General features: G+C 64.1%; 17 protein-coding genes. 5 read left to right on the forward strand and 12 right to left on the reverse strand.

What is annotated here, in order from left to right; all coding sequences use genetic code 11:
* Positions 1–8 precede the first annotated feature (8 nt).
* The 10 genes from flgJ to NMB96_RS16700 all read right to left on the reverse strand — a co-directional run bounded on the left by flgJ (position 9) and on the right by NMB96_RS16700 (position 9,733).
* Positions 9–1,199 carry a flagellar assembly peptidoglycan hydrolase FlgJ gene (flgJ, locus tag NMB96_RS16655; RefSeq protein ID WP_023903954.1) on the reverse strand — a complete coding sequence of 397 codons (1,191 nt, stop codon included), beginning with the start codon at positions 1,197–1,199 and terminating at the stop codon, positions 9–11.
* Between the two features lies 1 nt (position 1,200).
* A complete protein-coding gene (locus NMB96_RS16660; protein ID WP_023903955.1) occupies positions 1,201–2,325 on the reverse strand; it encodes a flagellar basal body P-ring protein FlgI in 1,125 nt (374 codons plus the stop codon).
* A gap of 10 nt (positions 2,326–2,335) precedes the next feature.
* Positions 2,336–3,028, reverse strand: a complete 693-nt coding sequence (flgH, locus tag NMB96_RS16665) for a flagellar basal body L-ring protein FlgH (RefSeq protein ID WP_255085297.1) — start codon at positions 3,026–3,028, stop codon at positions 2,336–2,338.
* Positions 3,029–3,066: 38 nt separating this feature from the next.
* Positions 3,067–3,852, reverse strand: coding sequence for a flagellar basal-body rod protein FlgG (flgG, locus tag NMB96_RS16670; RefSeq protein WP_006452262.1), 786 nt, complete (start codon positions 3,850–3,852; stop codon positions 3,067–3,069).
* Positions 3,853–4,781: 929 nt separating this feature from the next.
* Complete coding sequence (gene flgF, locus NMB96_RS16675; protein WP_006450210.1) at positions 4,782–5,537, reverse strand: flagellar basal-body rod protein FlgF; 756 nt, start codon at positions 5,535–5,537, stop codon at positions 4,782–4,784.
* Positions 5,538–5,681: 144 nt separating this feature from the next.
* Positions 5,682–6,905, reverse strand: a complete 1,224-nt coding sequence (gene flgE / locus NMB96_RS16680; RefSeq protein ID WP_006450209.1) for a flagellar hook protein FlgE — start codon at positions 6,903–6,905, stop codon at positions 5,682–5,684.
* Positions 6,906–6,936: 31 nt separating this feature from the next.
* Complete coding sequence (locus tag NMB96_RS16685) at positions 6,937–7,602, reverse strand: flagellar hook assembly protein FlgD (RefSeq protein ID WP_023903961.1); 666 nt, start codon at positions 7,600–7,602, stop codon at positions 6,937–6,939.
* A gap of 37 nt (positions 7,603–7,639) precedes the next feature.
* Positions 7,640–8,047, reverse strand: coding sequence for a flagellar basal body rod protein FlgC (flgC, locus tag NMB96_RS16690; protein ID WP_023903962.1), 408 nt, complete (start codon positions 8,045–8,047; stop codon positions 7,640–7,642).
* A 3-nt stretch (positions 8,048–8,050) separates the two neighbouring features.
* A complete protein-coding gene (gene flgB / locus NMB96_RS16695; protein WP_023903963.1) occupies positions 8,051–8,452 on the reverse strand; it encodes a flagellar basal body rod protein FlgB in 402 nt (133 codons plus the stop codon).
* A gap of 336 nt (positions 8,453–8,788) precedes the next feature.
* Positions 8,789–9,733 carry a chemotaxis protein gene (locus NMB96_RS16700; RefSeq protein ID WP_006450205.1) on the reverse strand — a complete coding sequence of 315 codons (945 nt, stop codon included), beginning with the start codon at positions 9,731–9,733 and terminating at the stop codon, positions 8,789–8,791.
* Positions 9,734–10,057: 324 nt separating this feature from the next.
* Here NMB96_RS16700 and flgA point away from each other — a divergent pair, with 324 nt between their 5' ends.
* The 4 genes from flgA (at position 10,058) to NMB96_RS16720 (ending at position 12,830) form a co-directional block, all read left to right on the forward strand.
* Positions 10,058–10,702 (forward strand): flagellar basal body P-ring formation chaperone FlgA, encoded by a 645-nt coding sequence (gene flgA, locus NMB96_RS16705; RefSeq protein ID WP_006450204.1) that lies wholly within the window; start codon positions 10,058–10,060, stop codon positions 10,700–10,702.
* A gap of 66 nt (positions 10,703–10,768) precedes the next feature.
* Entirely contained in the window at positions 10,769–11,080 is a 312-nt protein-coding gene (gene flgM / locus NMB96_RS16710) for a flagellar biosynthesis anti-sigma factor FlgM (protein WP_006450203.1), read from the forward strand.
* 15 nt (positions 11,081–11,095) lie between these two features.
* Positions 11,096–11,428, forward strand: coding sequence for a flagellar protein FlgN (locus NMB96_RS16715; RefSeq protein WP_006450202.1), 333 nt, complete (start codon positions 11,096–11,098; stop codon positions 11,426–11,428).
* 166 nt (positions 11,429–11,594) lie between these two features.
* Positions 11,595–12,830: an ATP-binding protein gene (locus tag NMB96_RS16720; RefSeq protein WP_023903966.1), complete on the forward strand. Its 1,236-nt coding sequence runs from the start codon at positions 11,595–11,597 to the stop codon at positions 12,828–12,830.
* A 141-nt stretch (positions 12,831–12,971) separates the two neighbouring features.
* Here the strand turns inward: NMB96_RS16720 and NMB96_RS16725 are convergent, their stop codons facing one another.
* Together NMB96_RS16725 and NMB96_RS16730 are read right to left on the reverse strand one after the other, a co-directional pair.
* Positions 12,972–14,693: an EAL domain-containing protein gene (locus NMB96_RS16725; RefSeq protein WP_006450200.1), complete on the reverse strand. Its 1,722-nt coding sequence runs from the start codon at positions 14,691–14,693 to the stop codon at positions 12,972–12,974.
* A gap of 3 nt (positions 14,694–14,696) precedes the next feature.
* Positions 14,697–16,829, reverse strand: coding sequence for a sensor histidine kinase (locus NMB96_RS16730; RefSeq protein WP_255085298.1), 2,133 nt, complete (start codon positions 16,827–16,829; stop codon positions 14,697–14,699).
* A gap of 119 nt (positions 16,830–16,948) precedes the next feature.
* Between NMB96_RS16730 and NMB96_RS16735 the strand changes: the two genes are divergently transcribed.
* The gene (locus NMB96_RS16735; protein ID WP_255085299.1) at positions 16,949–19,735 is read left to right on the forward strand and encodes a bifunctional diguanylate cyclase/phosphodiesterase; all 2,787 of its coding nucleotides are present in this window, start codon (positions 16,949–16,951) and stop codon (positions 19,733–19,735) included.
* Positions 19,736–19,800: the final 65 nt, after the last annotated feature.

Below are 19,800 nucleotides of genomic sequence, written 5' to 3' on the forward strand. Positions count from 1 at the left end.
CGTTTACCTCAACGACGGATGGTGCCAAGCCCGGCGGGCTCGGCGGTGCTGGCATAGCGGTTGGACAGGTCGGCCGCCGCGTTGCCGATGGCGGCCACCGCGCGGTCGATGGTCGGACCGTTGGCGATCGCCGCGATCTTGGCTGCATAGCCCGGATCGGTGGCGTACCCAGCCTGTTGCAAGCCGCGTGCAAAACCCTTGATATCGGTGCCGGCCTGCAGTGCGGGCTGGTAACGACTGTTGTTTTTCAGCAGCCGCACGTAGTCGGCAAAGCTCTCTTCGGCCGAGCCGTAGGCACGGAAATCGGCGGTTTCGGTGGTTTTGACGCCATTGACGTATTCGTGGGTGCCGGTGGTGACCTTGTCGCCGCTCCAGCCGGTGGCCTTGATGCCGAACAGGTTGTTGGAATCGCCGCCATTGCCGATACCGCGACGGCCCCAGCCGGTTTCCAGCGCGGCCTGTGCGACCAGCGCACGCGGGTCAACGCCCAGTTCGCGCGCGGCTTTCTGCGCATGCGTCCAGATCTTGGCGACGAAGCCTTCCGGGGTGCGCTCGCCCAGGCTGGCGGCGGCGCTGCTGGCCGCGCTCGCATTGACCGCGGCACTGGCATCGGCGGCATCGCTGACAGCCACATCGCTCCAGCGATCGTTGGCCGACGGCCAGCTCAGTGCGGCCGCATCGTCGCCGCCGGACTCGCCACCGCCGGTACGCCCGGCGATCAGATCCAGCACCTGGCTCATGCCGATACCGGTCAGGCCGCCTGCGCCGATGCCTGCAGCGGTGCCGACCGCTGCGCCGAGGCTCGCACCCACGCTGGTTGCCGCGCCATCGCGTGCCGGCAGCGGCAACGAGGCATCGCGCTTGCCGGCCACCAGGGCGTAGGCTTTGGCCGCATCGGCGGTGCTCAGCGAGGTGTTCAACGCCGGGCCGCCAGTGTCGCCACTCAACTGCTTGGAGATCATCGCCGACAGACCCAGACCCTTGCCTTCGGTCAGCGCCTTGGCCATCTGCTGGTCGTACATTTCGCGAAACATCTGGTTTTCACCCGGAAACATCGGGTCGCCGGAGCTCGCATCGCGCATGCTCTTGACCAGCATCTGCGCGAACTGGCCTTCGAGCTGACGTGAGACCTTGTCGATCTTTGCCGGATCGGCCTTGGTGCTCGGGTTGAGATCAATGGGCGAGGCTGCGATACGCATGTCAGATGACCTCTAGCTCCGCCGTCAGCGCGCCAGCCTGCTTCAGAGCTTCGAGAATGGCGACCAGGTCGCCGGGAGCCGCGCCCACTTCGTTGACTGCGCGCACGATCTGATCGAGCGTGGTGCCGCCTTCGAACTTGAACATGCGGCTGCCTTCGGAGGTGGCCGTGATGGTCGATTGCGGCGTCACTGCCGTACGGCCGCCACTGAAGGCACCCGGCTGGCTGACGTTGGTGTTTTCGCTGATGGTGACGGTGAGCGAGCCATGCGCAATCGCCGCCGGCATCACCCGCACCAGCTGGCCGATCACCACCGTGCCGGTGCGTGCGTTGACCACCACCTTGGCCGGCGCGTCGCCCGGCGAGAGTTCGACGTTTTCCAGCCGCGCCAGCAGGCCGATACGGGCGCCTGGATCGGTGGGCGAGCGCACCGACACGGTGACCCCATCGACCGCACGCGCGGTGCCGGCGCCGAAGCTGTTGTCGATCGCCGCGACCATGCGCGAGACGGTGGTGAAATCGTTCTGATGCAGGTTGAGCGTGATCTCGCCGGTGCCGGCAAACACGTCCGGCAATGCGCGCTCAACAGTGGCGCCGTTGGGAATGCGACCGACGCTGGGAATGTTGACCGACACCCGCGAGCCATCCTTGCCCTGCGCGCCGAAGCCACCGACCACCAGGTTGCCCTGGGCCATCGCGTAGACCTGGCCATCGGCGCCTTTCAGCGGGGCCATCAGCAGCGAGCCGCCACGTAGCGACACCGCGTTGGCGATCGAGGAGACGGTGATGTCGATCGGCTGGCCGGGCTTGGCAAACGGCGGCAATTCGGCGTGGATGGCCACGGCCGCGACGTTTTTCAGCTGCGGATTGACGTTCGCCGGAACATTGACGCCCAGCTCGCCGAGCAGGTTCTTCAAACTCTGCACGGTGAAGGGCGCCTGGCTGGTGCGGTCGCCGCTGCCGTCCAGGCCAACCACCAGGCCGTAGCCGACCAGCGCGTTGCCGCGCACGCCGCCGACCTGGGCAAGATCCTTGATGCGCTCGGCCGAGGCCGGCGCGGCGATCGCGCAGACCGCAACAGCGGCAGCGGCAGCGAGCAGACGGAAGGGCAGGGAAGACAGATTCATGGTCGCAGGCTCAGTAGGGCGACAAACGGGAATTGAAGAAGCGGCTCAGCCAGCCCATCGCGTTGGACTGCGCGATCGCGCCGCGGCCGCCGTAGGCGATGCGTGCGTCGGCCACCTTGCTGGAGGGCACGGTGTTGTCCGGGGAGATGTCGGCGGCGCGCACGATGCCTTGCACCTGCACCAGTTCGTCGCCCTGGGTCAGGCGCAGATTCTTCTGCCCCTGGATCACCAGATTGCCGTTGGGCAGGCGCTGCATCACGGTGACGGTCACGCTGCCCTGCATGCGGTTGCTCTGCGCGGTGTTGCCCTTGCCGGCAAAGCTGCGGTCGCCGCTGGTGGAGTTGCGCAACACGTCGGTGCCATTGACGGTGAGCGGCACACCCAGCAGCGTCGGCGTGCTCATGTCCACGGTGTCGGCCTTGCTGACGCTGGTGTTGGCGGTGGACGAGGCGGTAGTGCTTTCCACCAGGTTCACCGTCAGCAGGTCGCCGACATCGCGTGCGCGGCGGTCGCCGTACAGATTCAGGCCCGGGCCGGCGGCATAGATGGCACCGGCAGTGGGCTGCGCCACCGGCGCGACCACCGGCACGATCGGCGCCAGTTCGGCAAACGGCCGCACATCGCCGGCTGCCACACAGCCACCCAGCAGCGCGCTGCAGGCGAGGGCAAGACCCAGAGAGGAGAGAGAGGGCAGGCGTGACATGGCGTGGATTCCTGAGAGGGCAGCGACCGGCGAGCCGATCAGACGTTGTTGTTCAAGTAACCGAGCATCGAGTCGGTGGTGGAGATCGCCTTGGCATTCATCTCGTAGGCGCGCTGGGTCTCGATCATGCTCACCAGCTCTTCCACCGTATTGACGTTGCTGCCTTCCAGGGCGCCCTGCACGGTGGTGCCCAGGCCATTGAGGCCGGGGGTGCCGTTCTGCGCGGGGCCGGAGGCGGTGGTTTCGACGAACAGGTTCTCGCCCTTGGACTGCAGGCCCGAGGGGTTGATGAAGTCGGTCAGCGTCAATGCGCCGATTTCCTGCGCGGCGGCCTGGCCGGCCAGGGTCACGCTGATGGTGCCGTCGTTGCCGATGGTCAGCGACTGCGCGCCTTCGGGCACCTGGATGCCGGGCTGCAGCGGGTAGCCGCTGTTGGTGACCACTTCGCCCTGCGCATTGATCTGGAAGGTGCCGTCGCGGGTGTAGGCGGAGGTACCGTCGGGCATCTGCACTTCGAAGAAGCCGCGGCCGTTGACCATCACGTCGAGCGCGCGGCCGGTCTGCTGCTGGCTGCCCTGGTCGAAGCCCTTGAAGGTGGAGACCACGCGCACACCGGTACCCAGTTGCAGGCCGGTCGGCAACTGCGTCTGCGCGGAGGTGGAACCGCCCGGCGCACGCACCTGTTGATACAACAGGTCTTCGAACGCAGCACGATCGCGCTTGAAGCCGGTTGTATTGGTATTGGCCAGGTTGTTGGAAATGACCGACATGCGCGTCTGCTGCGCATCCAGTCCGGTTTTGGCGACCCACAAAGCCTGATTCATGACCCGATTCCTCGTTAGACCCGGGGATGTGTTCCGGGCACGGCTGGGTATATGCACGTGCCGTGCCAAACCCGCGCCGGATTTTTGCCGGCTGTGCGCTGGATCACGCGGAGTGGGGCGCGGCGGCCTGCGCGGGGCAGGGCTGGCTGCAGGTGGGTAGCAGCTAGGCGGAAGCGGTGGAAACTTGCGCTGCAGATCAGGCGCGGTAGATCGGTTGCCGGTCAGAGCGGCTAATAGAACGTGGCGGGGCTTGCTGACGAGGAGCGCAGTAGGGGTTCGTTGGTTGCATCTTGTTGGATGCAGTCAGAAGCCAGATCAAACGCTGGGTCGGTCGAGGGCGCGGTGCCCTCACCGCTCGCGGGACACGCCGTGAATCCATCCGTGGAGGCTCGGTGGCGGCATCCATGCCGCCACACGGTCCCGCAATCGGTGAGGACACCGCACCAGAGAGTGAGTCGGTGCTTTGTTGAAAACATGCACACCGACCATCTCGACTGGTCCTTGCCCGCCCACCGTCGCGGGACCTTACGCGGCATGGATGCCGCGTAAGAGCCTACACGGACGTACTTGCGGCGTGTCCCGCGACGGTGGGCGGGCAAGGACCCCGCAGCCAAGCCACAGAGTGAGCCACTTTTAGCCGTTCAAAAGAGAGTGCAGGGACGTACTTGCGGCGTGTCCCGCGATGGTGAGCGGGGAAGGGCCCCGCAGCCAAGCCACAGAGTGAGCCACTTTTAGCCGTTCAAAAGAGAGTGCAGGGACGTACTTGCGGCGTGTCCCGCGATGGTGGGCGGGCAAGGGCCCTGCAGTCAAAGCCTCAGAGTGAGCCACTTTTAGCGGTTCAAAGAGAGAGTGCAGGGACGTACTTGCGACGTGTCCCGCGACGGTGGGCGGGCAAGCGCTCTGCAGCAAAGCCACAGAGTGAGCCACGTTTAGCCGTTCAGACGCATCATCGAATTGGCCGATTGTGCGTTGTCGTCGCCGTTCTTGATGATCTTGACCTGCATTTCGAACTGACGCTGCAGCTGGATCATTTCCACCAGCGCGCCGGCGGCGTCCACGTTGCTGCCTTCCAGCATGCCGCTGTTGATGGTCTTGCCGGTGGCGATCTGGAACGCCTGCGCTGGGTCGGTGCTGGTGTTGCGCATCAGCCCGTCCGGGCGCCGCGTCAAACGGTCGGCGGGGGCATCGACCACCTTCATCTTGCCGACGATGGCCATGGTCTGCGGGCCTTCGCCCTGCGGAATGATCGAGATGCTGCCGTCGCTGCCGATTTCCATCGCCTGGTGCGGCGGAATCGTCATCGGGGCGCCGCCTTCATCCAGCACCGCATGCCCATTGGCGGTGACCAGTTGGCCATTGGCGGTAAGCGCCAACTCGCCGTTGCGGGTGTAGGCCTCGCTGCCGTCGGGCGACTGCACCGACAGCCAGCGGTCCTGTTGCAGCGACACATCCAGCGGGTTGCCGGTGACCTGTTGATGGCCCTGGCTGCGATCGAAGCCTTGATCCACGTGCAGCGCATCGATCCGCGACGGATAGCCCTTGCCCTGGATCTTGAACGCCTCGGTGTTGGCCAACGCGGCCTTGAACCCTACCGTATCGACGTTGGCGAGATTGTGCGACACGGTGCCCTGCGCCTGCAGGGAGGCGCGGGCGCCGGTCATCGCAACGTAGAGAGCTTTGTCCATGGGGCACCGGGAATCGTGAATCGAGAATGGGGAATTGCAAAAGCGGAGTTGCAGGAAGCTGGGAGAGAAGGGGCAAGGCCGGCATCCGATACACGCAATGCCAGCTCTTACGATTCCCTATTCCCAACTCCCGATTCCCAGCCGTTAACGGATATTGATGATCGTCTGGGTGACCTGGTCCTGGGTCGAGATCATCTGCGAGTTGGCCTGGAAGTTGCGCTGGGCCACGATCATGTTCACCAGCTGCTCGGTCAGGTCCACCGTGGAGGCTTCCAGCGAGCCGGATTCGATCTGGCCCAGGTCCGAGGTGTCCGGTGCGCCGATGCGGGCGGCGCCGGAGGTATAGCTTTCGGCCCACATGTTGTTGCCCTGCGACTGCAGGCCCTGCGGGTTGACGAAGCTGCTCAGCGCGACCTGGCCCAGCGCCTTGTCGGCACCGTTGGAGTAGCGCGCGAACACCACGCCGCTGGTGTCGATGCTGATCTCGTTGAGCTTGCCGCTGGCATAACCGTCCTGGCGGGTGTCGCGCAGTGCGAACGCCTCGCCGTACTGGGTGGAGCCAGTGACGTTGAGCTGCATGTTCAGCACGCCGGCGCCGGTGCTCGGGGTGAACGGATCCATCGCGATGATGCCGTTGGCCGGGTTGGTCAGCGCGCCGGTGTCGGAGAACTGCAGCGCGGTCGGGGCACCGACCGCTGCGCCGTCCACGTAGTTGTGCACCTGCCATTCGTTCGGGTTGGCCGTCTTGACGAAGTAGGAGGTCTGCACATGGCTGACGCCCAACGAATCGTAGACATTGATGCCGCCGGTGGAATGGCTATAGGTCTTGTCGTCGGCCGGGTTGAATGGCGTGACCGTCGGTGCGGTGGCATTACCGGGCAGGGTGAAGGCCAGGTTGACCGTGGAGGTCGACTTGGGCGGGCTGTCGGTGGTCAGCAACTGCAGGTCCGACAAACGGCCCACGTCGAAGCCATTGCCGCTGGGATTGGGCGCGAACACCTGCAGGCGTGCGCCCTGCGGGTTGATCACATAGCCGTTGGCATCGGTCTGGAAGTTGCCGGCGCGGGTGTACATCTTGGCGCCGTTGGAGGACACGGCGAAGAAGCCTTCGCCGGAGATCGCTAGATCCAGGCTGCGCCCGGTCGGGTCGATATTGCCCTGCGAAAACTGCTGCGCCACATTGCTGACGCGCACGCCCGAACCCACTGCATTGCGCGACAGACCATAGCTGGTGCTCTGGAACATGTCGGCAAACTCGGCGCGCGATTCCTTGAAACCGGTCGTGTTGACGTTGGCGATGTTGTTGGAAGTCACGTTCAGATCGGCATTGGCTGCGTTGATGCCGGACAACGAGGTATTGAAAGCCATGGATGAGGTCCTTTAAGTGTCGGTTGCCGGCTCAGCTGACGCGGAGCACGTTGGCGAGCGGGGAAGTGCCTAGCCCGGTCAGGTTGAGATACAGGCCATCGGAGCCGATCGTGACGCTGTCCACCGGTGCGTCCACGTAGGTGGCCAGTTTGCTTTTGGCACCGGCGGTGTCGGTCTGGGTGGCGGTGACGCCGTATTTGCCCGCTGCCATGCGGTTGCCGTTGGCATCGGTGCCGTCCCAGGCGAACGACACCTCACCGGCGGCACTGGACGGCACGCTGAGCTGTTTGACGAAGGTGCCGTTGGCGTCGGTGATTTCGAAGTTGACCGTGCCGGCCGCTGTTGCGGCGACCACGCCCTTGGCCGAGTTGGTGGCGTCGATGGACACCTGCGCCGACGGCACCAGCACGTTGTGGCCGACCAGCGCCGCGCCCTTGAGCACCTGATCGCTGCTTTGCGATGCAGAAAAATTGCTGACCTTGGTATTGAGATCGCCAATGCCCTGCACGGTGGAGAACTGCGCCAACTGGCCCAGAAACGCGCTGTTTTCCATCGGTTTGAGCGGGTCCTGGTGCTGCAGCTGCTCGGTCATCAATTTGAGGAAGTCGGCCTGGCCGAGCGCTTCTTCCTTCTTGGCGACGGTGCTGCTGGTGCTCAGGCCGAGCGTTTTATAGAGGTCACTGCCGATCGTGCTCATCTGGAAAGGTCCGTTAGTAAAGGTCAGCTAAGAAGGGTCAGCGACCCATCGTGAGGGTCGCGAGCGCCAGTTCCTTGGCGGTATTGAGCATTTCCACGCCGGCCTGGTAGTTGCGCGAGGCCGAGATCATGTTGACCATCTGCGCCACCGGGTCCACGTCGGGCGAGAACACGTAGCCGTCGGCATCGGCCAGCGGATGGCCGGGCTCGTAGCGACGGATCGGCGGTGCGTTGGTGGTGGTGATCTCCTTGACGTTTACCGAGGTCAGGCTGGGATCCTGGCGGTTCTGCTGGGCCTGGAAGATCGGCTCGATCGGCTTGTAGGTCGCCTCGGCCGAGCCTGCGACAGAGTCCGCATTGGCCAGGTTGGAGGCGATCGTGCTCAGGCGCACCGATTGCGCATGCAGCGCAGAGCCGGCCACATCGAAGATGGGAAGATTGCTCATGACTTATTGGCCCGTGATCGCGGTGAGCATCGAGCGCACCTTGGATTCGAGGAAGCTCAGCGAGGCGCGGTATTCCAGCGCGGCGCGGCCGTAGGCTGCACGTTCGGCGTCGGCATCGACGGTGTTGCCGTCCAGGCTGGGCTGATCGGATTCGCGGGTGATCTGGAACGGGTTGAGCCCGCCGCTGCTGCCGATTTCGTAATGCTTGGCGTCGGTGGTCTGCATCAGACTGCCGTCGCGCACGCCTTCGGCGGATTTCAGCGCGGCCTCGAAGTCCATGTCCTTGGCCTTGTATCCAGGGGTGTCCACATTGCTCAGATTGCTGGCAATGAGCTTCATGCGCTGCTCGCGCAGCGGCAGAGCATCGCCGTGGATGCCGAGGAAGGACGAAATGGAGTTGGACACGGTGCTCTCCCGCGAAGTGTTACCAGGGAGAAAGCAAAGTTTGTGCCAATCGAGGTGGTACGGGCCGCAGAACGCGGAGAATGATCGGTGCTGCCGACGAACGGCGCTTTGGCCGTTCGCGAAACGTGATGGACTTGTGTCCGTCACGACGTTGATTCAATCAAGCGCGCCAAGCCGAAGGTTCGGCATTACCCGAGGCGCGGTCTGGCGTCAGCGGGTCTCACCTCAAAAGCGCGTCGACGCAACCGACCCACTTCTATGACGCGGAGCCTTTTGCAGCCCGGCGCGACGCCTTGTTGCTGCTATCGGCTCGGATCCAGCAGCTGATTGGCCTGATCAGGCCGCTTCAGCGACCACTTTCAGGCGCGCCAACACATAATCGGCCAATTCGTGGGCGCTGTACTTGGCCACGAAGGCATTAGCGCCGACCTGTTCGACCATGGCGTTGTTGAACACGCCCGACAACGAGGTGTGCAACAGCACGTACAGGCCTTGCAGCCCCGGCGTGCGTCGGATTTCCGTCGTCAAGGTGTAGCCATCCATCGCCGGCATTTCGATGTCGGAGATCACCATCGCGTAGCGGTCGGCCGGATTCTCGCCTGACGCTGCAACCTGCAAGAGATGGTCCAGCGCCTGGCGGCCGTCCGATAGCAAGGTTGCCGCGACGCCGAGCTGGTCGAGCACGCTGCGGATCTGCTGACGCGCCACCCGCGAATCGTCCACCACCAGCACCTGGAACTGCCGGTCGTAGGCAACCAGCTGCAGCGAGGGATCCAGCTGCACGTCCTTGCTGACCTTGGCGATGTCGGCGAGCACGCTTTCCACGTCGATCACCTGGATCAACTCACCCTGGAAGCGCGTTACCGCCGTCAAATAAGTGGCTTCGGCGCCAAGTTCCGGCGGCGGATGGATATCTTCCACCGCAATATTGACGATGCGCTCCACGCCGCTGACCAGAAAGCCCTGCACCGAGCGGTTGAATTCGGCCACCACCAGATAGCCAGGGCCGTTTTCGGAAAGCGTGTCGCGCTCCGGGTGGCCGATGGCCAGGCCCAAGTCCAGCACCGGCACCGAGCGCCCGCGCACGTCGGCAACGCCGGCGAACTCGGTCGGCAGGCCGGGTACCTGAAACAGGTCCGGGCGGCGCAGCACTTCCTGCACCTTGAAGACGTTCACGCCAAAAAGCTGGCGCCCGCCCAGCCGGAACAGCAGCAGGGCCAGTCGATTGTGGCCAGCCAGACGGGTGCGCTGGTCGATGCGGTTGAGCAGATCGTGGGTCATGGGGCAGATATCGACAGCGCCATCGGAAAACTTGAGCGGTTTTAAGGTTGGCGTGGGGCGCTGTCGGGAATCGGGAGTCGGGAATGGGGAATCGCAAAAGCGGAGGGCTTTGCGCAGCAAGCCCGAGGCGAGGGGCCGTGCTCTGACGTACTTACGGTGTTCACTAAGCAAATCGCACATCAGCAACGAAGACCGACCAAGGCTCAGCCCCCGACCGATTCCCCATTCCCGATTCCCGATTCCCGATTCCCGATTCCCGATTCCCGATTCAAAACAGGCACACCTCTTGCACTGTCTGTTTCGTCTTCCTCCGGATCTGGTCCCATGCGCCTGCTACTGCTTGTCATCTTGTTGGCTGCCGCTCCGGCCTGGGCCCAGAGTTACCAGTCTGTCGATTCCATCCGGGCTGCCGCCCTGGCTACCGTCGGCCCCGATGCCGAGGCCGAGGCCACGCTCGATCCGGGCCTGCGCATGCCGGCGTGCCCGATTGCGCTGCAGGCGCAGCCCACCGGGACCAACACCGTCGAAGTGGCCTGCCCGCAGCCGGCCGGCTGGCGTCTGTTCGTGCCGCTGAAGGTGCGTCGCAATCAGGACGTGCTGGTGCTGCGCCGGGGCATCAGCGCTGGAGAAACCATCTCGCTGGCCGATATCAGCATCGAGAAACGCGATGCCGCGCGCATTGTCGGTGCGGTACTGGCCGATCCGGTGGCTGCGGTGGGCAAGACCGCCCGGCGCATTCTGCCGGCCGGGTCGCTGCTGTCGTCGAACGATCTGGTCACGCAGCGGCTGGTGCGGCGCGGCGATACGGTGCCGCTGGTATCGCGCAACGGCGGTCTGGAAGTGCGCATGAGCGGTCGCGCCTTGTCGGATGCCGGCGAGAACGAGCGCGTCTCGGTAGAGAACTCGTCCTCGCGCCGGGTGGTGCAGGGGATCGTCGAAGCGAGCGGGACCGTTGTGGTGTCCAGATAGAAATTCGCTATAAAGTTTTTTTTTGGCATGCCGTTATCCCCTACGACCTGTAGAGGAGTTCCTGACATGACCCAGAAAATCGAAGGCAATCTACCGACCGCCGCCACCCTTCGTACCGCCGCCACAAGCAGCAAGATCGCTTCGGCCGGTGAAGACCGCGCGTCCCCGATTGCAGCACTTCCGCCCACCGACAGCGTCAAGCTGACCGGCGAGGCCACCAACCTGCAGAACTTGCAGCGCACGCTTTCGCAGTCCTCGGCGATCGACACCGGTCGCGTCCAGGCCGTGAAGGAGTCGTTGCAGAACGGCAGCTATTCCATCAACCCGGATGCCATCGCCAGCCGCATGATGGATCTGAATCAGCAACTGGCGGGTTAATTCCCAGCCGAAAGGATGAACGTGAACGAGTTCCTGCAACGTCTCAGCGACGCGCTGGCCGGCGAACGCCAGGCATTACTCGAGAACGACATCGATGGGTTGATGCGGCATACGCAAGACAAGCTCTCGGCACTGCGCGCGCTCGAAGCGCGAATGCCCGAAGGCGAAGAAGCGCGTCTGCGCGAACTGGCCGAAGCCAATCGCGCCAACGGCGCGCTGCTGGCACGTCGGCGCCGCGAAGTGAACTGGGCGCTGCGTCACCTGGGCCGCACCGAGAGTGCACCGTCCTATGACGCCAAGGGCCAATCGAGCGTACTGCGCGGCGGACGTTCGCTGGCAGTGGCTTAATCCAAGTCACGTTGCATAGAGCGCATGCGCGTGCTGTCCGGCGCACACGCGTCACGCACTCGATCTGCTCGGGCGATCTGCTCGACTTGTCAGAGCGTGGCCTTGCGCAATACGGCACGTGAGCGGTTGGGCGTATATTGACGCGTCTTCTACGCCGCCTCTTCCCGTGACTGCCAAGTTTTTTCTCAATCAGACCTTATTGCCGTCTTCGGACATGCTGCGCGCCTTCGGCGATCAGATGCTTGAAGGCGTATTGCTGTTCCGCGCAGACGGGCAGCTGATTCTGGCCAACGCCATCGCGCGCCAAAGCCTGTGCAAGGAAGACCCCGACGACGATCGCAATCTCGGCGAGCGGATATCGCAGGTCTTGCCGTCCGATGCGCTCAATCAGGCGCGTAGCAAGGGCACCTGGACCGGCAGCCTGCCGGTCGGCGACCGCGTGGTCATCGCGCATCTGTACTACAACGAAGAGCAGGGCGTCGGGCATTTTCTGGCGTTGTTTCACAACATCGAAGGCCAGCAGGATTACGAGCGCGAGCTGCAACAGCGCCACGCCGAATTGCGCCAGGCCTACCTGCGTCTGAACGGTGCGCAGGACAAACTGCTGCAATCGGAAAAGATGGCCTCCATCGGCCAGCTCGCTGCGGGCGTGGCGCACGAAATCAATAATCCGATCGGTTATGTGCACTCCAACCTGGGTAGCCTGCAGGAATATCTGCGCAGCCTGTTCACGCTGATCGAAGCCTACGAGCGCGCGCTGCAGGCGCCGGATCCGAAGGCGCTGATTCCCGAAATCGACGAGATCCGCAACCGCGCCGATATCGACTTCATCAGCCGCGATCTGCCGCAGCTGATGGCCGAATCGCGCGAAGGCATCGAACGGGTGACCCGCATCGTGCGCGACCTCAAGGACTTCTCGTATTCGGACCGTTCCGAGTCGTGGAAGATGGTGGACCTGCACGCCGGTCTCGAATCCACGATCAACATCATCTGGAACGAGCTCAAGTACAAGGTGACTCTGGAGCGCAATTACGCCGAGCTGCCGCTGGTGGAATGCCTGCCGTCCGAGCTCAACCAGGTCTACATGAACATGCTGCTCAACGCCGGCCAGGCGATTGTCGAGCGCGGCACGATTATCGTGACCACCGGCCGCGAAAGCACCGATGGCACCGAGCAGGTCTGGATCCAGTTCCAGGACACCGGCGCCGGCATCGCCCCGGACTTGATGCAACGCATCTTCGACCCGTTCTTCACCACCAAACCGGTCGGCAGCGGCACTGGTCTGGGCCTGTCGATTTCCTACGGCATCATCAACAAGCACCACGGCCGTATCGACGTCGAAAGCACACCGGGGCAGGGCGCGAGCTTCCGCATCGTGTTGCCGGTGCGGCAGCCCCGGTAGCGCTTCGCGCTGGGAATGGGGAATCGGGAGTAGGGAATCGGTAGAGCGGCGTGCGCTGGTGCTTTGGTTTTGAGGCACGATTTGGCACGCGGGGAATCAGGCGGTAGAGATCTGCTCTACCGATTCTCCATTCCCGATTCCCTATTCCCGGCCGTTACGCAGCTCATCGTGCGTGCGGAAGGCCTGACGAATGTGCTCGCGCAGTTCGTCGTCGTTCCAGGGCTTGGTCAGGAAGCGGTAGATCGCGCCGCGGTTGATCGCCTCGGTCACGGTAGCCAGATCTGTGTAGCCGGAGAGCACCAGGCGCACGGTGTCGGGGTAGAGCATCTTGACCCGGCCCAGGAACTCGGTGCCGCTCATGTCGCTCATGCGCTGGTCGGAGAGGATCACCTGCACGTCGTTGGTGGCGAGCAGGTCGAAGGCATCGCGGACATTGCCGGCGGCCAGGATCCGGTAGCCGTCGCGGCGGAACAACCGCACCAGCGAGCGCAGCACGTTTTCTTCGTCGTCCAGCAACAACAGCGTGCGGTCGGGGCGGCTTTCGGCAAACGATTCCGGGCGCAGATAGCGGCGACGTAACGCCATGCCTGCCGACTCGGCCGACATCGGTTCGCCGAACAGATAACCCTGGAAGATGTCGCAATCGTTGCGACGCAGAAAGCCCAGCTGCGCCTGCGATTCCACACCGTTGGCGATCACCGTCATGCCGAGCTGATGGCCCATCGCGATGATCGCGCGCGCAATCGCCGCCTCGCGGCTGCCGGCCGGTGCGCTCTTGATGAAGCTGCGATCGATCTTGAGTCGATCCACCGGATACCGCACCAGCGCACTGAGGCTGGAATCGCCGGTGCCGAAGTTGTCCAGACTCAGGCTGATGCCTTCGTTGCGCAGGTTGGCCATCGTCTCGTGGACGAAGTTGACGTTGTTGGTCAACGCGCTTTCGTTGATCTCCAGCGTGACGAATTGCGCCGGCACGCCGGCGGTCTGCAACATGCCCATGACTTCGTTGAAGAAGCCCGGGCGCAGCAACTGCAGCGTGGACACATTCACCGCAATGCTGAAGTCGTCGAACCCCTGGTCGCGCCACAGACGCGCCTGGCGCACCGCGTTCTGCAGCACCCATTCGCCGATCTGCACGATCACGCCCAGGCGCTCGGCGGTGCGCATGAAACGCTCCGGCACCAGCATGCCCAGCGTCGGCGATTGCCAACGCAGCAAAGCCTCCATGCCCACGATGCGGCCATCGCGTGCGCTCACCAGCGGCTGATAGCGCAGACGCAGCTCGCCATGCGGAATCGCATCCACGATCTGCCGCGCGATGATGCTTTCGCTATGCGCACTGGTGGTCGAGTTGCGCGTGTACAGCCGCACCGTATTGCCGCCTTCGCGCGCGGCCTGGTAGCTGGCTTCCTCGGCGTAATCGAGCAGGATCGACAGCGAGCTCGAGTGTTCCGGGCACAGGCTGATGCCGACCTTGCCGGTCATGAACAAGGTGTACGGCAACACCGATAACGGCAATTCCAGCTGCTGGCGGATCTCTTCGGCGAAATCTTCCGGCAGTGGCGTGTCTTCGCGACGCACCGCCACCACCACCATTTCATCGCTGCCGTGACGCCACAACTTGCCGCGTGCGCCCAGGAAATCCTGCAGCCTGCGCGCGACCAGCGTGAGCGCCTGATCGCCGACCTCGGCACTCATGTTCTCGTTGATCGAGGCAAAGTGATCGATATCGATATGGAACACCATCAACGGCGGGCCGCCGGATGCCGCAGCGTCCACCAGATGCAGCAGTTCGGGATTGCCTGCACCCAGGCGCGTGGGTTTGACGATTTCCAATCCAGGCGGAATAACCGGGCTCCACATGACTCAACGTCCACCATCGTCGTGGACGGACTCGCCGACCGGGTGATAGGGCAGGCGCAACGTCACGCGCGTGCCTGCTCCGGGGGCTGATTCTATCGCGAGCGCGCCGCCGACGGTTTGCGCACGCTCACGCATCACGATCAGCCCGAGACCGCGCGGGCCTTCGGGTTCGAAGCCATCGCCGTCATCGCTCACTTCCAGGCGAAAGCTCTGGCTGTCGATCGTCTGCAGGCTCATGCGCACTTCGCCCGCGCACGCATGCCGCAACGCATTGGTCAGGCTTTCCTGCGCGATGCGAAAACACGCCTGTTCGATTTCGTTGCCGGGGCGGACGTCCAGGGCCTGGATATCCAGTTCCAGATGCACCTGCGAGGCGCGGAACAACATCGAAGCCTGCCAGCGCAGTGCCGCTTCCAGACCCAGTGCATCGAGTTGTGGCGGGCGCAACAGCATCGACAGATTACGCAGCTTGGTCACCGTGCTGTCGGCCAGCGACACCACCTCGAGCAGATCCTCGCGACGCGCGGCCGGGTCCAGCTCGTCCAGCGCGGCATGTGCGGATAGCTTCATCGCGGTGATCGCCTGGCCGATATCGTCGTGCAGATCGCGCGAGATCGCGCGGCGCTCGTCTTCCTGCAACGAGAACAACCGCTTGGCCATCGCCTGCAGTTCGGCATTGCTTTCGGCCAGAGCGTCGCGCATACGCTCGGGTTCGCTCAAATCGCGCACCACCAGCAACTTGCAGGCGCGCCCGCCATAGCGGATATCGCCAGCCGACAAGCCGGCATAAAAAGTGCTGCCATCGCGACGGCGCATCGCCCGTGCGCTGGACACCGGCTCGTTGCGGTCGCTGCCTGCGCGTAAATACTCGCGCACGATCGGCAGATCGTGCTCGCCGACCAGCGTCTGCAACGGTTCACCCAGAATGGTCTCGCCCTGGAAGCCGAACTGCGTCGAGCCTGCCGCATTGGCATACATCACGTGCTCGTCGGCCAGGATCAGCACACCATCGGGTAGCACACGCACCAGCTCGCGGAACTGTTCCTCGCGCTCGCGCAGCAGGCGCCGCGATTGTTCGCGCTCGCTCACATCCTGCAGCGTGCCGTGGATATGGCGTGCGCCGCTCGTCGTGGTGACGCTCTCGGCACGCAGGTGCACGGTGCGCGGCTGCGAGTCGCCGCCAGTGAGCGGTAGCAGCACATCGATCTGCACCTGCCCACCGGTACACATGTCTTCGATCATCCGTTCGATGCGTGCCTGGGTGGCGGTATCCGAGGCGGTCAGCAATTCTTCCAGCCGATGTTCACGGCGATGCATCGGCACGCTGCGGCCCAGCAACCGATACACCGCCGGCGAATAACGGCCCAGACCGGTTGCGCGATCCAACTGCCACGATCCCAGCCGTGCAATACCTTGCGCCTCTTCCAGCCGCTCGAGTGCTTCGTCGCGCAGATGCTGCGCCTGGCGCTCCTCGCTGCGGTCCACAGTGACCACCAGGCGGGCAGGGCCGCTGGCCAGATGCAGCTGATTGCTGCGGATCTCGACATGGCGCGGGCCGCTGCGGGTCAGCAGATCCTCGTGCAGGGTGCAGGTGTCGTCGCCCTTGGCACGGATCTGGGTGATGATTTCTTCCAGGCGCACGCCGTCGGCATTGGGCCAGATCGCCTGCAATGTCTGCTGCAGAAACTCGTCGCGCTCCCAGCCAAAGAATTCCAGCGCTGCCGGGTTGGCATCCAGGATGCGCAGCGTGGCCAGGTCGTAGATCAGGGCCGGGCTGGGCAGGGCCAGGAACTTGGCCTGCAGCAGTGCCTCGGACTGCGCCAGCTGGGCGTGCTCTTCCACGATCAGCGCGACAAAGCGGCGCAGCACCAGATGGATCACGATGCTCGATACCACCAGAAAGCTCGCATCCGACCAGCGCTCCGGCATGGCGGCGCCGGCCAGGTGCAGCAGCCGGTTGCCCAGCAGCAGCCACACCACACCGGTCAGCAGATACAGCCCTGTCAGCGTCCACAGACCCTGTTGCAGGCGTTCGGCGAGGCGAAGTCGGGAGACGGGGGCGGACGAAAACGCGGGCGCGGCAACGGGATCAGGCATGGGTCCGCGAACGACCTTTGGAGCGGGCGATGCAGACATCTTAGCCGTAACTCGGCCTGGTTCGGTCGTGCCGCAAACAGGCACCTCAACTAATCGCCAAAACGGCCGTTATCCATTGCGACTCCGAGGCAGGGGTCGATTCTTCGGAGTGTTCCAGAGTGGACTCAGGCGTCATTGCAAGCATGCTGCAGCACCCGTTGACCTCAGCGGTGGTGTTGTTGGATGCGCATGGTCAGCCTCTGGCGGCCAACCGCGTTGCGCAGTCGCTTGGATTGCCGGCAACCCTGGGTGCCTATGCCGAAGTTCTGGAAAGCAGCCGAGCCCAGGTGGCCGATAACGGCGGCATGGCGGCCTGCGTGCTGCCGGGCACCGGCGGCGGGCGTCTGGAAGGTTGGTTGCGCGCAGTCTGCGACGAACACGGCCAGGTGATGGCCTTCACGCTGAGCATTCCCGAGCCGGTGGGCGCCGATGGCACCAGCCGTTGGGAAATGGGCCTGGACAGCGCCGATCACGGTTTGTGGGATTGGGATATTCCTGCCGACGTGGTGTACCGCTCGGAGCGCTGGACCCGCATGCTCGGTTACTTGGAGCAGCCGCTGCCGAACAATCTCACCGCCTTGTCCGGATTGATTCATCCCGACGACCATGCGCTGGTCAGTGCCGCCGTACAGGCGCACCTGGATGGACGCACCGATACCTATGTGGCCGAATTCCGCTTGCGTCAGAGCGACGGGCAGTGGCGCTGGATCCTCGATCGCGGCCGCGTGGTCTCGCGGACCGCCGACGGCCGCCCACTGCGCATGGTCGGCACGCATACCGACGTGCATCACCACAAATTGCTCGAGCAGCAGCTGCGCGAGCAGCAGGCCCAGCTCGAAGATGCCCAGCGTATCGCCAGCATGGGCAGCTGGAGCTTGGACACGCTCAAAGACGCGTTGTGGGTCTCGCCCGATTTCCTGCAGCAGCTCGGCATGACCCAGGTACGGCTGCAGAGCATTCGCGACATCCTGCGTCTGCTCGGCCGGCCCTCGATTGCGCAGCTGCGCAGCGCCTGGCGCAAGATCAAGCACGAAGGCATGCCGATGCATTTCGAGCTGGAAATCAATGGCCTTGCCGGCATCAATCCGCATCATCTGCGGGTGTGGGCACAGCCGGTCTTCGATGGCGACGGCACCATGGTGCGCCTGCTCGGCCAGCTGCAGAACGTCACCGAGCAACGCCAGACCGACGCGTTGATCCGCTGGCGCACCGAGTTGCTCAACCGCGTCTCCGCGCTGGGCAAGATCGGCGGCTGCGAGATCGAGGTCGAGACCCGGCGCATGCAGTGGACCGAGGAGTGCTATCGCATTCACGGTCTGCGTAAAGAGAACATCACCCTGGAGCAGGCGCTGTCGCTATACACCCAGGATTCGCGCGACGCCTTCGAAGCGGCGCTGTTGCGGATTTCCGATGGCGGCCTGCCCGAGCAGCTGGAGCTGTGTTTCTATCGCAATTCCGGCCAGCGTGTGTGGGTGCAGGTACTGATCGAACTGGACCGCCGCGAAGGCCTGCCGCCGCGTTTTGTCGCCCTGTTCCGCGATGTCACCCGCGAACGCGAAGCCAACGAGCGCATCGAGCTGCTGGCGCACTACGACCGTCTGACCGGCTTGCCGAACCGCTTTCTGCTGCGCGAGCAGGCAGAGAGCGCGATTCGCGAAGCGCATGAGCGCGGCCAGGTGCTGGCGATGCTGCTGATCGATCTGGATGGCTTCAAGAGCATCAACGACTCGTTCGGCCATGCCACCGGCGACAATTTGCTCAAGCTTGCGTCTTCTCGCCTGCATCAGCATTTGCGCAACAGCGATCTGTTCGGTCGCTTCAGCGACGACGAATTCATCGTGCTGCTGCGCGATCTGGGCGAGCCGGAAGATGCCGGCCACGTGGCGCGCAAGTTGATCAGCGCGCTGGGCGAGCCGCTGCGCAAGGACCACGTTACCCTCAAGCTCGGTGCCAGCATCGGGATTGCGCTGCAGGGCGATGGCCTGTCGGATTTCGATAGCCTGCTGCGCGCCGCCGATGCGGCGATGTACGCGGCCAAGGAATCCGGCCGCAACACATTCCATTACTACAGCCAGGACGTGCTGCTGCGTGCGCAGCGCCGCCTGGAGCTGGAACACGCGCTGCAGGGCGCGCTCGAGCGCGAAGAATTCACGCTGGTCTACCAGCCGCTGGTCAACACGGTCGGCGATACCTCGCCGGCGATCGAAGCGCTGATGCGCTGGAATCGTCCAGGTCATGGTCCCTGCAGCCCGGTCGAGTTCATTCCGATCGCCGAGGAATGCGGCGAAATCGTGCGCCTTGGCGAATGGGTCATCGGTGAAGCCTGCCGCCAGGCGGTGGTCTGGGACCGCGCTGGACTTAATTTCAGCCGCATCGCGGTCAATGTGTCTGCGGTGCAGCTGCGCGAGCGCGGCTTTGCCGAGCGGGTGCTGGAAATCTGCCGCGACAACGGTTGGCCGCCGTCGCGGCTTGAGCTGGAACTGACCGAGTCCGCATTGATCCGCGATTCGGATTCGCTGCGCCGCTGCTTCGAGCTGTTCGAACAGAACGGCGTGCTGCTGGCGGTGGACGACTTCGGTACCGGCTTCTCGAATCTGCACTATCTCAACCGTTTCCCGGTGCAGCGCCTGAAGATCGACCGCAGCTTCGTGCAAGGCATGCTCGACGACGCCAACACCGCCGAAGTCACCCAGGCCATCGTGCATCTGGGCCATGCGCTGGGCATGCAGGTGGTCGCCGAAGGTGTTGAAACGGTGCAGGAAGACGCACTGCTGCGCCTGCAGGGCTGCGACGAGATCCAGGGTTACTTCTACTCACGCCCATTGTCGCCACGCGACATGGCGCAGTGGCTGCGCGAAGCCGAAGCCGGCATGCGCCTTGGCGCTCGTCTGGTCGTTGCCAACTGACGCAGTGTGTTGCATCGCCTGCATTTAGAGCGGCTAATTAAGACTACTGCGGAGCCGCAAGCTGT

Source organism: Xanthomonas hortorum, assembly GCF_024339125.1.
Classification (GTDB): Bacteria; Pseudomonadota; Gammaproteobacteria; order Xanthomonadales; family Xanthomonadaceae; genus Xanthomonas; species Xanthomonas hortorum.

Coding starts and splice junctions, on each gene's coding strand:
- flgJ (WP_023903954.1), bottom strand. CDS start 1,199: ATGCGTATCGCAGCCTCGCCCATTGATCTCAACCCGAGCACCAAGGCC.
- NMB96_RS16660 (WP_023903955.1), bottom strand. CDS start 2,325: ATGAATCTGTCTTCCCTGCCCTTCCGTCTGCTCGCTGCCGCTGCCGCT.
- flgH (WP_255085297.1), bottom strand. CDS start 3,028: ATGTCACGCCTGCCCTCTCTCTCCTCTCTGGGTCTTGCCCTCGCCTGC.
- flgG (WP_006452262.1), bottom strand. CDS start 3,852: ATGAATCAGGCTTTGTGGGTCGCCAAAACCGGACTGGATGCGCAGCAG.
- flgF (WP_006450210.1), bottom strand. CDS start 5,537: ATGGACAAAGCTCTCTACGTTGCGATGACCGGCGCCCGCGCCTCCCTG.
- flgE (WP_006450209.1), bottom strand. CDS start 6,905: ATGGCTTTCAATACCTCGTTGTCCGGCATCAACGCAGCCAATGCCGAT.
- NMB96_RS16685 (WP_023903961.1), bottom strand. CDS start 7,602: ATGAGCACGATCGGCAGTGACCTCTATAAAACGCTCGGCCTGAGCACC.
- flgC (WP_023903962.1), bottom strand. CDS start 8,047: ATGAGCAATCTTCCCATCTTCGATGTGGCCGGCTCTGCGCTGCATGCG.
- NMB96_RS16700 (WP_006450205.1), bottom strand. CDS start 9,733: ATGACCCACGATCTGCTCAACCGCATCGACCAGCGCACCCGTCTGGCT.
- flgA (WP_006450204.1), top strand. CDS start 10,058: ATGCGCCTGCTACTGCTTGTCATCTTGTTGGCTGCCGCTCCGGCCTGG.
- flgM (WP_006450203.1), top strand. CDS start 10,769: ATGACCCAGAAAATCGAAGGCAATCTACCGACCGCCGCCACCCTTCGT.
- NMB96_RS16715 (WP_006450202.1), top strand. CDS start 11,096: ATGAACGTGAACGAGTTCCTGCAACGTCTCAGCGACGCGCTGGCCGGC.
- NMB96_RS16725 (WP_006450200.1), bottom strand. CDS start 14,693: ATGTGGAGCCCGGTTATTCCGCCTGGATTGGAAATCGTCAAACCCACG.
- NMB96_RS16730 (WP_255085298.1), bottom strand. CDS start 16,829: ATGTCTGCATCGCCCGCTCCAAAGGTCGTTCGCGGACCCATGCCTGAT.